This is a genomic window from Streptomyces sp. AF1A, assembly GCF_047340315.1.
In the GTDB taxonomy this organism is placed as follows: domain Bacteria; phylum Actinomycetota; class Actinomycetes; order Streptomycetales; family Streptomycetaceae; genus Streptomyces.
On the sequence record NZ_JBLEBI010000188.1, the window covers coordinates 1 to 13322 of the forward strand.

The 13322-nt window shown below is 71.8% G+C and carries 11 protein-coding genes and 1 pseudogene; 7 read left to right on the top strand and 5 right to left on the bottom strand.

From position 1 onward, the window contains the following. Window positions 1-200, bottom strand: a pseudogene (locus ACLU3S_RS31365) (hypothetical protein); the annotation flags it as partial. A gap of 124 nt (window positions 201-324) precedes the next feature. Between ACLU3S_RS31365 and ACLU3S_RS31370 the strand changes: the two are divergent. After that, window positions 325-1536, top strand: coding sequence for a pyridoxal phosphate-dependent aminotransferase (locus ACLU3S_RS31370; protein ID WP_413955357.1), 1212 nt, complete (start codon window positions 325-327; stop codon window positions 1534-1536). A gap of 102 nt (window positions 1537-1638) precedes the next feature. Next, window positions 1639-2058, top strand: coding sequence for a hypothetical protein (locus ACLU3S_RS31375; RefSeq protein WP_413955358.1), 420 nt, complete (start codon window positions 1639-1641; stop codon window positions 2056-2058). 108 nt (window positions 2059-2166) lie between these two features. Here the strand turns inward: ACLU3S_RS31375 and ACLU3S_RS31380 are convergent, their stop codons facing one another. From ACLU3S_RS31380 to ACLU3S_RS31390, 3 genes are all read right to left on the bottom strand, one after another. Continuing rightward, window positions 2167-2346: a hypothetical protein gene (locus ACLU3S_RS31380; RefSeq protein ID WP_413955359.1), complete on the bottom strand. Its 180-nt coding sequence runs from the start codon at window positions 2344-2346 to the stop codon at window positions 2167-2169. A 74-nt stretch (window positions 2347-2420) separates the two neighbouring features. Further along, complete coding sequence (rfbA, locus tag ACLU3S_RS31385; RefSeq protein ID WP_413955360.1) at window positions 2421-3341, bottom strand: glucose-1-phosphate thymidylyltransferase RfbA; 921 nt, start codon at window positions 3339-3341, stop codon at window positions 2421-2423. A gap of 218 nt (window positions 3342-3559) precedes the next feature. After that, window positions 3560-5380, bottom strand: a complete 1821-nt coding sequence (locus ACLU3S_RS31390) for a phosphoenolpyruvate carboxykinase (GTP) (protein ID WP_413955361.1) — start codon at window positions 5378-5380, stop codon at window positions 3560-3562. Window positions 5381-5667: 287 nt separating this feature from the next. On the opposite strand from ACLU3S_RS31390, the gene trhA reads away from it, so the two are divergent. The 4 genes from trhA (at window position 5668) to ACLU3S_RS31410 (ending at window position 9473) form a co-directional block, all read left to right on the top strand. Next, window positions 5668-6381, top strand: a complete 714-nt coding sequence (gene trhA, locus ACLU3S_RS31395) for a PAQR family membrane homeostasis protein TrhA (protein ID WP_413955362.1) — start codon at window positions 5668-5670, stop codon at window positions 6379-6381. Between the two features lie 108 nt (window positions 6382-6489). After that, window positions 6490-8058: a DHA2 family efflux MFS transporter permease subunit gene (locus ACLU3S_RS31400; protein ID WP_413955363.1), complete on the top strand. Its 1569-nt coding sequence runs from the start codon at window positions 6490-6492 to the stop codon at window positions 8056-8058. After that, a complete protein-coding gene (locus ACLU3S_RS31405; protein ID WP_413955364.1) occupies window positions 8055-8699 on the top strand; it encodes a TetR/AcrR family transcriptional regulator in 645 nt (214 codons plus the stop codon). Before ACLU3S_RS31400 ends, ACLU3S_RS31405 begins: the two co-directional genes overlap by 4 nt. A gap of 33 nt (window positions 8700-8732) precedes the next feature. Then, a complete protein-coding gene (locus ACLU3S_RS31410) occupies window positions 8733-9473 on the top strand; it encodes a Mut7-C RNAse domain-containing protein (protein WP_413955365.1) in 741 nt (246 codons plus the stop codon). 149 nt (window positions 9474-9622) lie between these two features. On the opposite strand, the gene ACLU3S_RS31415 is transcribed toward ACLU3S_RS31410, so the two are convergent. Further along, the gene (locus ACLU3S_RS31415; protein ID WP_413955366.1) at window positions 9623-11659 is read right to left on the bottom strand and encodes a thioredoxin domain-containing protein; all 2037 of its coding nucleotides are present in this window, start codon (window positions 11657-11659) and stop codon (window positions 9623-9625) included. A gap of 227 nt (window positions 11660-11886) precedes the next feature. On the opposite strand from ACLU3S_RS31415, the gene ACLU3S_RS31420 reads away from it, so the two are divergent. Continuing rightward, the coding region (locus ACLU3S_RS31420; RefSeq protein WP_413955367.1) for an AAA family ATPase at window positions 11887-13322 on the top strand (1436 nt) is incomplete at its 3' end.

Here is a 13322-nt window from a genome sequence, read left to right on the forward strand (position 1 = left end):
CCCGAGTCCACCACCGGCGGCAGCTCCCGGGTCTCGTCGTAGGCGTTCTCCCAGCCGTGGGCGGCGGCGGGGTCGGAGTACCTTTCGTACGCCGGGGCCTGAGCCGGCTGCGGGATGTACACGGCCGGCTGGACATCGGGCTCTTGTCCCGGTCCGGACGCCCCCCGCGCCGCCGTCTCATACTCGCGTTCGCTGGACATGACAGCGGATTCTATGGACGCAAGTGACTCCTGAGACAGCCGTCGGCGATATCCGGGCAAACCTCCGTCTCACGTGGCGGATAACACCCTGCAGGAGGCGTTACCGGGCCGTAAGCTCACGGGCATGCAGGTGATCCAGTCGACCAAGCTCGCCAACGTCTGTTACGAGATCCGGGGTCCGGTTCTCGAGGAGGCCATGCGGCTTGAGGCGGCGGGGCACCGCATCCTCAAGCTCAACACCGGCAACCCGGCCGCCTTCGGCTTCGAGTGCCCCCCGGAGATCCTGGAGGACATCCTCCGCAACGTCTCCACGGCGCACGGCTACGGCGACGCCAAGGGCCTGCTGGCCGCCCGCCGCGCGGTCGTCATGCACAACCAGACCATCGGCATCGAGACGGACGTCGAGCACGTCTTCATCGGCAACGGCGTCTCCGAGCTGATCGTGATGGCGATGCAGGGCCTGCTCGACGACGGCGACGAGGTCCTCGTACCGGCCCCGGACTACCCGCTGTGGACCGCGGCCGTCTCCCTGTCCGGCGGTACGGCGGTGCACTACCGCTGCGACGAGCAGTCCGACTGGATGCCGGACCTCGCCGACGTCGAGCGCAAGGTGACCGACCGCACCAAGGCCATCGTCATCATCAACCCGAACAACCCCACGGGCGCGGTCTACGACGAGGCGATGCTCAAGGGCCTGACCGACATCGCCCGCCGGCACAACCTGCTGGTCTGCTCCGACGAGATCTACGACAAGATCCTCTACGACGGCGCCCGGCACACCCCGACCGCGAAGATCGCCCCCGACCTGCTCACGCTCACCTTCAACGGCATGTCGAAGGCGTACCGGGTGGCCGGCTACCGGGTGGGCTGGATGTCGGTCTCCGGCCCCCGCGCCCACGCCGACTCCTACATCGAGGGCCTGACGATCCTGGCGAACATGCGCCTGTGCGCCAACATGCCGGGCCAGCACGGCGTGGTCGCCGCGCTCAGCGGACGCCAGTCGATCAACGACCTGGTGCTGCCGGGCGGCCGGCTGAAGGAACAGATGGACACCGCCTACGAACTGCTGACGCAGATCCCGGGCGTGAGCTGTGTGCGGCCGAAGGGCGCGCTGTACCTCTTCCCGCGCCTGGACCCCCAGGTCTTCAAGATCAGGGACGATCGGCAGATGGTCCTCGACCTGCTACGCAAGGAGAAGATCATGGTGGTGCAGGGCACGGGCTTCAACTGGCCCGAGCCGGACCACTTCCGGGTGGTCACGCTGCCGGCGGTCGGGGACCTCAGGGACGCCGTGACCAGGATCGGGAACTTCCTGGACGGATACGGCCAGCCGTAGCCGAGCCCACCGTAGCCGAGGCGCTTCAGTCCGTGACTCCGCTCAACTTTAGACGAATTCCAAGCTAGGATGGTTTCCTGTCAGCGCACAGGAGGCCATCCCATGTACGAACCGATCCGCGCCAAGTCGGTCCACAGCACGATGGCCGGCACCCCCTCCGACTTCCCCCACCGGTCCCGCGAGGAGGAGCTGGACATCCAGCTCGCCGGGCATCTCGCCGCGCTGCTCGCGGTCACCGACGAGCTGCGCGCCCTGTCGCCGTCCGCCGACCTGGACACGGCAGGGGAGCGCCTGGCGGCGCAGGTGGCCCGCCTGCGAGACGGGCAGGCTCCGGTGCGCTCGGCGGCGGCCACCGGCGCCGATCCCCGGGCCCTGCACCAGCGGGCCCACGCCCTCGCCGGCCGCGCCCTGGTCGTCGCCGCGTCGCGCGCGGACACCGCGGCGGCGATCCTCTCCGCCGAGCGCATGGACGCCCACACGGCCGCACTGGCCGGTCCGCGGACGCTGAGCGCGGCCCACTGACCCGCCCACGGGTCCCCTGGTCGGCCCCGGTCCGCGTGCACCCGCAGCGACGCGCGGACCGGGCGCCACACACCCCGGGCGGGGCAATCGACAATCCACGGATGATCCTCAGATGAAGAGGAAGAAGAGGATCAGGATCACCACCGCCATCACGATCCACCACAGCCATACGCGCCCTGGTCCCACCCCGGCCTCGCGGTCCTCCGGACCTCCGCCGCGCGGCCGGTCCTCCGCCATCTGCGGATGCTCCGGACGGTCGGACGAGTAGAATTCATCACCGCCTGCCATGGGCCCATCACTCCTTCAGCCGGTGAAAACCGGGTACCCGCACACGGGCGGGCGACGCGGCGCCGCCGCGCCCCTCAGCGCCTGCGCGCTTTCGGGACGTCCGCGCTTCTCTGCTGGGTGACGAAAGGACGGGATTCCTCGAGCAGCCCGAGCAGATAGTCGCCGTATCCGCTCTTGAGCAGCGGCCGGGCCAGATCCCTGAGCCGGTCGTCGTCGATCAGGCCGGCCCGCCAGACCGCCTCCTCGAGGCAGCCGACCTTCAGACCCTGGCGCTCCTCGATCACCCGGACGAACTCCGCGGCCCGCATCATGGCGGTGAAGGTCCCGGTGTCCAGCCACGCGGTGCCCCGGTCGAGCCGGGTGACGTGCAGCGCCCCGGCCTCCAGGTAGGCGCGGTTGAGGTCGGTGATCTCCAACTCGCCCCGGGCGCTGGGCCGCAGCCCGCGGGCGATGTCCACGGCACGGTGGTCGTAGAAGTACAGGCCGGGCACGGCGTAGCGGGACCTGGGCCGGGCCGGCTTCTCCTCGATGGACAGGGGCCGCCCCGAGCCGTCGAACTCCACCACGCCGTACGCCGAGGGATGGGCGACCTGGTAGGCGAACACCCGTCCGCCCGCCGGTTCCTGATGCCGCGCCAGCCCGGTGCCCAGGCCGCTTCCGTGGAAGATGTTGTCGCCGAGGATCAGGGCGACCGGTTCGCCGTCGATGAAGTCGGCACCCAGGAGGAAGGACTCGGCAATTCCCTTCGGCGTCTCCTGCGCCATGTATTCCAGGCGCAGTCCCAGTTGGCTGCCGTCGCCGAGCAACTGACGGAACTGCCCCTGCTCTTCGGGTGTGGTGATGATCAGAATTTCGCTGATACCGGCCATCACAAGTGTGGAAAGCGGGTAATACACCATCGGCTTGTCGAACACCGGCAGCAGTTGCTTCGGCACCGAACGGGTCAAGGGCCACAGTCGCGAGCCGGTACCCCCGGCCAGGAGAATTCCACGCATGGCAGCACCATAGGTGAATAATCCGCGAATACGGCTTTTTTGCGCGCCTACCGTACGAATCAGATGATTCACGCAAGAGGAACGGGCCCGGGGTCCGCTCCGTACGCCTTCGTACGGTGCGGGCCCCGGGCCCGTTGCCGTGCCGCCTGCACCGCGGCCGGCCGTGACGATCGCTGGTCAGGGCATCCGGACCGGCCGCGGGGTCTTTTGTGCGGGTGTCAGCCCAGGCGCTCCACCAGCGCGCGGTACTGGTCCCACAGCTCCTTCGGGGTGTGGTCGCCGAAGGTGTTGAGGTGCTCGGGGACCAGGGCGGCCTCCTCGCGCCACACCTCCTTGTCGACCGAGAGCAGGAAGTCGAGGTCGGAGTCGGACAGTTCCAGGCCGCTGGTGTCGAGGGCACCCTTGGCCGGCAGGATGCCGATCGGCGTCTCGACGCCCTCGGCCTTGCCCTCCAGGCGCTCCACGATCCACTTCAGGACACGGGAGTTCTCGCCGAAGCCGGGCCAGACGAACTTGCCCTCGTCGTTCTTGCGGAACCAGTTGACGTAGTAGATCTTCGGCAGCTTGGACTGGTCCTTGTCCTTGGCCACGTCGATCCAGTGGGCCATGTAGTCGCCCATGTTGTAGCCGCAGAACGGCAGCATGGCGAACGGGTCGCGGCGCAGCTCGCCGACCTTGCCCTCGGCCGCGGCGGTCTTCTCCGAGGCCACGTTGGCGCCGAGGAAGACGCCGTGGTTCCAGTCGAAGGACTCCGTCACCAGCGGCACCGCGCTGGCGCGCCGGCCGCCGAAGAGGATCGCCGAGATCGGCACGCCCTTGGGGTCCTCCCACTCGGGCGCGATGATCGGGCACTGGGCGGCAGGGGTGGTGAAGCGGGCGTTGGGGTGGGCGGCGGGCTCGGCGGAGTCCGGGGTCCAGTCGCGGCCCTTCCAGTCCGTGAGGTGGGCCGGAATCTCCTGCGTCATGCCCTCCCACCACACGTCGCCGTCGTCGGTGAGGGCGACGTTGGTGAAGACCGAGTTGCCCCACAGGGTCTTCATGGCGTTGGCGTTGGTGTGCTCGCCGGTGCCGGGCGCGACGCCGAAGAAGCCGGCCTCGGGGTTGATCGCGTACAGACGGCCGTCCTCGCCGAAGCGCATCCACGCGATGTCGTCGCCGATGGTCTCCACGGTCCAGCCGGAGATCGTGGGCTCCAGCATGGCGAGGTTGGTCTTGCCGCAGGCGCTCGGGAAGGCGGCGGCGACGTACTTGGACTCGCCCTGCGGCGGGGTGAGCTTCAGGATCAGCATGTGCTCCGCCAGCCAGCCCTCGTCACGCGCCATGACGGAGGCGATGCGCAGGGCGTAGCACTTCTTGCCGAGCAGGGCGTTGCCGCCGTAGCCCGAGCCGTACGACCAGATCTCGCGGTCCTCGGGGAAGTGCGAGATGTACTTGGTGGAGTTGCACGGCCACGGCACGTCCGCCTGACCCTCCTCCAGCGGGGCGCCGAGGGAGTGGACGGCCTTGACGAAGAAGCCCTCGTCGCCGAGCTCGTCCAGGACGGCCTGGCCCATGCGCGTCATGGTGCGCATGGAGACGGCCACGTAGGCGGAGTCGGTGATCTCCACGCCGATCGCGGACAGCGGGGAGCCGAGCGGGCCCATGCAGAAGGGCACCACGTACATGGTGCGACCGCGCATGGAGCCGCGGAACAGGCCCTTCTCGCCGGTGAAGATCTCCCGCATCTCGGCGGGGGCCTTCCAGTGGTTGGTCGGGCCCGCGTCCTCCTCCTTCTCGGAGCAGATGAAGGTGCGGTCCTCCACGCGCGCGACGTCGGAGGGGTCGGAGGCGGCGTAGTAGGAGTTCGGGCGCTTGATCGGGTCGAGCTTCTTGAAGGTGCCCCTGGCCACGAGCTCTTCGCACAGCCGCTCGTACTCGGCCTCGGAGCCGTCACACCAGACCACGCTGTCCGGCTGCGTCAGTTCGGCGATCTCGTTCACCCACGAGATCAGTTCCTGATGGTTGGTGGGGACGCTGGAAGCCGATATGTCGCGCGCCACGGTTGCTCCTAAGTGAGGGATTTTGTCCTTGTTGCCCCGTGGGGGCTGCGACCCGGACGCTTCGGTGCTCATCCGGTGCCGACTGCACTCATTTGATCGTATCCGACGTGGGTGCCCATATGTCCAGGGGGCCTCACAGGTGAGCGAGGTGAGCAGGCCCACGGTTTCCAGGCTCGTTTACGTTCCCTTGGCGCGCAGCTTGGATCTACCTGAAGGTCTTTTTGCGTCCGAACGACCATGGCAGGCGCTCACACCCGACTTACGGAGGCGTAGGTACCATGCCCCGCATGACTGCGTCCGCCCCCGACGCGCCCATGGACACGCCGGCCGGTGGCCGCGGTCCCGGCGCGCTCTCCCTGTCGCATCCGGTCAAGCCCAGGCTCCGCGGATGGCTGCACCTGGGCATGTTTCCGGCCGTACTCGTCGCGGGCCTCGTGCTCACCGCCCTCGCCAACTCGACCCGTGGCCGCATCGCCTGCGGGATCTACGTCCTGACCGCCTGCCTGCTGTTCGGCATCAGCGCGCTGTACCACCGGGGCAACTGGAGCCCGCGCATGGACGGCGTCCTGCGGCGCCTGGACCACGCCAACATCTTCCTGATCATCGCGGGCACCTACACCCCGCTGACCCTGCTGCTCCTGCCCGGCGCGAAGGGCCAGTGGCTGCTGTGGAGCATCTGGGCCGCGGCGGCGGCCGGGATCGTCTTCCGGGTCTTCTGGGTGGGCGCCCCGCGCTGGCTGTACACGCCCTGCTACATCGCGATGGGCTGGGCGGCCGTCTTCTTCCTGCCCGACTTCCTGCGCACCGGTGGCATCGCCGTCCTGGTCCTGGTCATCGTCGGCGGGCTGCTGTACAGCGCCGGCGGCGTGATCTACGGCATCAAGCGGCCGAACCCCTCACCGCGCTGGTTCGGCTTCCACGAGGTCTTCCACTCCTTCACGCTCGCGGCATTCGTCGTGCACTACGTCTGCATCTCCCTGGTGGCGTACCAGCACACCTAGCCACTCCCGCCCCGAAAGGCCACGGCTCGGACGAGCCGTGGCCTTTCCTGTTCCCTGACACTTCCTACCGATTGACAGTCTAATGATTTTGAGAGTTACCTTCATTCCATGGCGACTGTCACTCCTGCCGAAGGCGCGCGGCCCGACCCCCGGCGCTGGTGGTCCCTCGGGGCCCTGGTCGTGAGCATGCTCGTGCTCGGCTTCGACTCGACGATCCTGAACGTGGCCCTGCCGACCATGGCCGGGCAGCTCGGTGCCACGACCGGGCAGCAGCAGTGGATGGCCGACGCGTACGTCGTCGTGTTCGCCGCGCTGATGCTCCCGGCGGGCCTGCTCGGCGACCGGTTCGGCCGGCGCCTGATGCTCATCGCCGGACTCGGCGTCTTCCTGGCCGGTTCGCTGTCCGGCTCCCTGGCCGGGGACGTGCACGGGGTGATCGCGGCCCGCGCCGTCATGGGCGCCGGCGCCGCGCTGATCATGCCGCTCGCGCTGTCCGTGTTGCCCTCGCTGTTCGGCCCGGACGAGCGCAGCAAGGCCGTCGGCCTCATCTCCGCCGCGTCCGCGCTCGGCCTGCCGCTCGGCCCGATCATCGGCGGCTGGCTGCTGGGCCACTTCTGGTGGGGCTCGGTGTTCCTGATCAACGTGCCGATGGCCGCCCTCGCCGTCGCCGCCTGCGTGTTCCTGCTGCCCGAGACCCGCGACCCCGCCTCCCCCAGGGTCGACGCCGTCTCCACCGCGCTCACCGCGACCGGCCTGGCCGCCCTCATCTACGCGATCATCGAGGCTCCCGACCGCGGCTGGGCCGACGCCCTGGTACTGGCGATGTTCGCGGTGGCCGGCGTCCTGCTCACGGCCCTGGTGCTGTGCGAACGCCGACGGCCCCGCCCCATGCTCGACATGGGGCTGCTGGCCCAACGCGGCTTCCTGCTGAACGCCGTCGCGGCGACGCTGGTGATGTTCGTGCTGTCGGGCCTGATGTTCGTGCTGCCGGCCTATCTGCAGGCCGTCCTCGGCCACGACGCCCTCGGCACCGGTGTGCGGCTGCTGCCGATGATGGGCGGGCTGATGATCGCGGCGAAGGGCGCCCAGCCGGTCGTCGCCCGGTTCGGGGCGCGGGGCGTGGTCGCCGCCGGCCTGGCCGTGCTCGCCTTCGCCGCGCTGCTCGGCAGCCGTACCGGCGTGCACGACGGCTACGGCCTCACCGCGCTGTGGCTGTCGATCGCGGGCCTCGGCTTCGGCTTCTCGGTCGTCCCGGCGATGGACGGCGCGCTCGGCGCCCTGCCCGCCGACCGGGCCGGCAGCGGCTCCGGACTGCTCATGACGCTGCGGCAGGTCGGCGGCGCGGTCGGCATCGCCCTGCTCGGCAGCCTCCTCGCGAGCGCCTTCCGGGACCGGCTCGACGTGGCCGGGCTGCCCGGGCCGGTTGCGCACGGCGCCGAGGAGTCCGTGGTCGCGGCCCACGTGGCGGCCGCGCAGCTGCACTCGGACCACCTGGCGGCCTCCGCGGACGCCTCGTACGTCCACGCCATGACCCTGGTGCTGCTGGTGTGCGCCGCCGCCTCGCTCGTCGCCGCCCTGCTCGCGGCCCTGCTGCTGCCCGCCGCACCCCCGGCACGGCGCACGGAGCGGGAGGAGGCACCGGCCGTGGCCGCCCCGGCGGCGGATGCCGGACAATGACCGGCATGACGGCCGCACGCCCCACCAGCACCTCCTCCGCCGACCGGCCCCGCCTGGGGCTGCGCGAGCGAAAGAAGATCAAGACCCGCGAGGCCATCCGCGCGGCGACCTACGCGCTCGTCGAGGAGCAGGGCTACGACGCCACGACGATCGAGCAGATCGCCGAGCGCGCGGAGGTGTCGCCGTCGACCGTCTTCCGCTACTTCCCGACCAAGGAGGACATCGTCCTCACCGACGAGTACGACAGCGTCATCCTGGAGGAGATCCGGCAGCGGCCCGCCGAGGAACCCTGGCCGGACACCATCCGCCACGTGATGCGCCGGGCCGTACAGCTCGGCGTCGAGGAGGACCGGCGGATCTCCCGGTTGCGCACCCACCTCATGGTGCAGGTCCCCGCGGTGCGCTCGCGCATGATGGAGAGCATGTCGGTGACCGGCCGCATGCTCTGCCGGGCCATCGGCGAGCGCACCGGCCGCGACCCGGAGAGCCTGGAGGTGCGCGTCTACGCCATGTCCCTGATCGGCGGCCTGATGGAGACGTCCATGTACTGGGCCGAACACGGGCACCACGACGACTTCGCGGCCCTGGTCGACCGCAGCCTGGACGTCCTGCAGCACGGCCTGCCCGGCGAAAACCGCTGAGGCCCGCGGCGCGCGCCGTGCGATGCTGACGGGGTGAGCGCAACCGAGATCCACGTCGAAGTCGCCCCCGGACTCAGGCTGTTCGTCCCGCCGGCCCGGCGCGCGGGTGCCACCGTGCTCGGCACGGACGGCGTCTCGACGCTCGGCCACGTCATCGAGTCCCTCGGCGTGCCGCTGACCGAGGTCGGCGCGCTGGTGGTGGACGGCCGCGAGGTGCCCGCCTCGCACATCCCGAAGGCCGGCGAGACGGTCCGCGTGCGTGCCGTGGAGCGCCCCCAACGGGTTCCCGGCGCCCCGCTGCGCTTCCTCCTCGACGTCCACCTCGGTACCCTGGCCCGCCGGCTGCGCCTGCTCGGCGTCGACACGGCGTACGAGTCGACCGACATCGGTGACGCGGCGCTGGCCGCGCGCTCGGCCGCCGAGAAGCGCGTGATGCTCAGCCGCGACCGGGGTCTGCTGCGCCGCCGCGAACTGTGGGCCGGCGCCTTCGTCTACAGCACCCGCCCCGACGACCAGCTGGCCGACGTCCTCGACCGATTCGCCCCCGACCTGCGCCCCTGGACCCGCTGCACCGCCTGCAACGGCCTGCTGCGCAGCGCCACCAAGGAGGAGGTCGCCGATCGGCTCGAGGGCGGCACCCGGCGTACGTACGACGTCTTCGCCCAGTGCACGGAATGCGCCCGCGCCTACTGGAAGGGCGCGCACCACGAGCAGCTGGAGGCCATCGTGGCCCGCGCCCTCGCCGGCCGAAGCCAGGGTCCGGCCGAGGTCTGACCGGAGTCCGGCCGGGGCCTGACCGAAGTCCGGCCGAGGTCTGACCGAAGTCCGGCCGAGGTCTGACCGAAGTCCGGCCGAGGTCTGACCGGAGTCCGGCCGAGGTCTTCTGTGCCGACGCCCGCTAACCTTCCCGGCGCCGGACCTGCTCAGGAAACGGTCAGCGCCGTGCGCAGCCGCTCCGGATCAGTCGTCGGGGCGTCACAGGTGAAGTTACGGCAGACGTACGCCGCCGGTTCACCGGAGACCAGCGGCCGGTCGGCGAGGAGCGGGAACTCGTCGCTGTCCGGGGTGCCCACGGCGACGACCGCGCCCGGAGCGGTGCCCAGGAGCGCCGTGCGGTGCAGCGCGGTCGTCGCCTCGTCGGCGAGCGACGGGCCCACGACCGCCACCTCCTTCGGCCCGTCGAGCAGCGCCTCGGCGACGGCGAGCCCCCAGCCGATGAACCGGGGCACGCGCGGCCCGAGCGTCTTCACGATCCCCAACGCGGCCTCCGCGGCGCTGCGGTGGGCCTCCGACCCGGTGTGCGCGGCATAGCCCAGCAGGGCGCCGGCCGCCGCGGTCCAGCCCGACGGGGTGGCGTTGTCGGTGGGGTCCTGGGGCCGGCGGATGAGCCGCTCGGCGTCGGAGGCGGTGTCGTACAGCGCACCGGACTCCGGGTCGGTGAAGCGGTCGAGCACCTGCCCGAGGAGCAGTCCGGCGAAGTCCAGCCAGACGCCCTCCCCGGTCACCGAGGCGAGCGCCAGGAAGCCCTCGGCGACATCGGCGTAGTCCTCCAGCACCCCCGCGTTGGCGCCGGCGCGCCCGTCCTTGCTGGTCCGCACCAGCCGGGCGTGCTCGTCGAGGTGCACGCGCACGAGGAGGTCGGCGGCGCCGACCGCGGCCTGCACCAGATCCGGCCGGCCGAAGTAGGCGCCCGTCTCGGCGAGCGCGGCGACGGCGAGGCCGTTCCACGCGGCGACCACCTTGTCGTCCCGGCCGGGCGCGGGCCGCCGCGCGCGGCTGTCCAGCAGCCGGCGCTTGAGGGACGCGACCTTCTCGGCGTCGAAGACGCCCTCGCTCTGCGGGAGTTGCAGGACGGACTGCCCGTGGTCGAACGTGCCCTCGTCGGTGACCCCGAAGTACTGGGCGGCCAGCGCGGCGTCGTCCTCGCCGAGGACCTCGCGCAGCCCGCCCGGCGTCCAGACGTAGTACGCGCCCTCGACGTGCCGGCCCGTGCCGTCGTCGCTGTCCGCGTCGAGGGCCGAGGCGAACCCGCCCTCGTCGGTGCGCAGTTCCCGGACCATGAAGTCGGCGGTCTCCAGGGCGACCCGCCGGGCGAGGTCGGAGCCGGTGGCCCGCCACAGGTGGGCGTACACGCGGCACAGCAGCGCGTTGTCGTACAGCATCTTCTCGAAGTGCGGCACGACCCAGTCCCGGTCGACGGAGTAGCGGGCGAAGCCGCCGCCGAGCTGGTCGTACATGCCGCCGCGGGCCATGCGCTCGCAGGTGTCCCGGGCCATCTGCAGGGCGCCCTCGGAGCCGGTGCGCGCATGGTGGCGCAGCAGGAACTCCAGCACCATGGACGGCGGGAACTTGGGGGCGCCTCCGAATCCGCCGCGCTGCGGGTCGTACTCGCGGGTCAGTCCGAGCAGCGCCTGCGCGAGCTCCTGCTCGCCGGGCGGCTCGGCGCCCCCCACGCCGAGCTCCCGCTGGGCGAGGTCGCGCACGATCTTCCCGGCGACCTCGGCGACCTCCTCGCGGCGGGTGCTCCAGGCCTGCTGGACGCCTTCCAGCACCTGCCGGAAGGAGGGCATGCCGTGCCGGGGCGCGGGCGGGAAGTAGGTGCCGAAGTAGAAGGGCTCGGCGTCCGGGGTGAGGAACACGGTCATGGGCCAGCCGCCGTGCCCGGTGGCCGCCTGGACGGCCTCCATGTACACGGCGTCGACGTCCGGCCGTTCCTCGCGGTCGACCTTGACGCTGACGAAGTGCTCGTTGAGGTAGTCGGCGGTGGGCCGGTCCTCGAACGACTCGTCGGCCATGACGTGACACCAGTGGCAGCTCGAATAACCGACGCTCAGCAGCACGGGCACGCCGCGCCGCCGCGCCTCCTCGAACGCTTTCGGCGACCAGGGCCACCAGTCGACGGGATTGTCGGCGTGCTGGAGGAGATAGGGGGACGTTTCCTGCGCCAGTCGATTCGGCATGGTCCCATCCTGCCCGACAGGGGCGACAGGTCGCAGAACGGCCCGCGGCCCTTGCGCGCGCAACGCCGTCGCACCGCCGCGCACCGCGGCGCGGAGAGCCGCAGGCGCAACGAGCGGGCCTCCCGGTGGGCACGGCCGCGGTGCCGGTGAGCGCCGCCCTCTCGCGCTCGTGCGCCGCTCCAAGGAGACTCGTACGCACTGGAGTTGTCGCCGGAGGGGGACGGGACATGCGGGACGACCATCGGGCGGAGGCGGAGCGGCTGCTGGCCAGGGCCGTGGAGGAGGAGGTACGCCGCTCGGGCGGCCGGACGGACGGCGCGCTGCTGCTGTCCCGGGCCCGGGCCGCGCTGGACGCGCTCGCCCGGCCGGCGGCCGAGGAGTACGAGGCGTACACCCGCGCACTCGAGGAGGCCGAGGCCGGCCGGCTGACCTTCGGGCAGCGGTACGCGCGGGAAGGCGCCGGAACGGCCCTGATGGTGGCCGTCGTCGCCGCGGTCGCCGCCGCCGTGGCCGACCTGTCCCTGGGCACCGGCGCCGGCACGGCCGTGGGCGCGGGCGCGGTCGCGGGCGTGGTGGGCGCCGCCGCCACGGTGGTGAAGGTCGCCGGCGCGCATCTGCCCGCCGCTCATCACCGGGCGGGCGCGGCGGGCCAGTCCGGCGGCGCGGAGCAGCTGCGGCTGCAGTGGCTGACCGCGCTGGAGGTGCGGGGCGTCCGCCCGTTCCTCGATCAGCAGCGCATGCTCAGCGCCTCCACCGGCCCGAAGAAACCCGGCGGTCCGGCGCTGCGCGGCGCGGACAAGAGCGCGGCGGCGCGCAGGCGCAGCGTGCTGGAGCAGTCGTTCGGCCAGCTGCCGGAGCCGGACGGCCCGTTCGCGGGACGGCGGGCGGAGCTGGCGCGGATCAGGCAGTGGGCGCAGGCGGCCCGGGCGACCACGGAGACCCGCCCGACGGTGGTCGTGCTGCACGGCGAGCCCGGCTCCGGCCGGACCACGCTGGCGGTGCGGGCGGCGCACGAGCTGCGGGACCACTTCCGCGGCGCGGTGGTCGTGGACCTGCGCGGCGGCGGGGAGCAGGCCCCGCTGTCGACCCGGGACGCGCTGCTGCACCTGCTCAACCGGCTGGGCGCGCCCCGCGAGCAGCTGCTGTTCCGGGAGCGTTCCCTGCCGGACCAGCAGGTCAAGCGGCTCGGCGAGCTGTATCACCGGCAGCTGACCGGGCTGCCGGTGACGATCGTGCTGGACGACGCCTCGGACCCGGAGCAGGTGCGCGCGCTGGTGCCGGAGCGCTCCGACAGCCTGGTCCTGGTCACCGCCCGGACGGCCCTGAATCTGCCCGCCGACCTCCCGGCCTGGGTGCACCACCTGCCGGTGGAGCCGCTGGACGCGGCGGGCGCCGAGGAGCTGCTCGGTGCGGCGGCCGAGGACGCGACGGGCCCGTACGACGCCGAGTCCGCCGACCGGATCCGGGAGCTGTGCGGGGGCCTGCCGCTGGCGCTGCGGGTCGCCGGCTCGGCGCTCGGCCCGCGTTCGCCGCGGCAGCTGGCCTCGGACCTGGGGGCGTACGGCCCGGTGGAACCGGCGGAGCGGGCGCTGTGGCTGCGCTACACCGATCAGCCGGAGCCCGCCCGGCGGCTGCTGCGCAGACTCGCCCTGGCGGGCCGGGT

Excerpts from the sequence above, each read along its gene's own strand:
- ACLU3S_RS31370 (WP_413955357.1), top strand. The coding sequence starts at position 325 with ATGCAGGTGATCCAGTCGACCAAGCTCGCCAACGTCTGTTACGAGATC.
- ACLU3S_RS31375 (WP_413955358.1), top strand. The coding sequence starts at position 1,639 with ATGTACGAACCGATCCGCGCCAAGTCGGTCCACAGCACGATGGCCGGC.
- ACLU3S_RS31380 (WP_413955359.1), bottom strand. The coding sequence starts at position 2,346 with ATGGCAGGCGGTGATGAATTCTACTCGTCCGACCGTCCGGAGCATCCG.
- rfbA (WP_413955360.1), bottom strand. The coding sequence starts at position 3,341 with ATGCGTGGAATTCTCCTGGCCGGGGGTACCGGCTCGCGACTGTGGCCC.
- trhA (WP_413955362.1), top strand. The coding sequence starts at position 5,668 with ATGACTGCGTCCGCCCCCGACGCGCCCATGGACACGCCGGCCGGTGGC.
- ACLU3S_RS31400 (WP_413955363.1), top strand. The coding sequence starts at position 6,490 with ATGGCGACTGTCACTCCTGCCGAAGGCGCGCGGCCCGACCCCCGGCGC.
- ACLU3S_RS31405 (WP_413955364.1), top strand. The coding sequence starts at position 8,055 with ATGACCGGCATGACGGCCGCACGCCCCACCAGCACCTCCTCCGCCGAC.
- ACLU3S_RS31415 (WP_413955366.1), bottom strand. The coding sequence starts at position 11,659 with ATGCCGAATCGACTGGCGCAGGAAACGTCCCCCTATCTCCTCCAGCAC.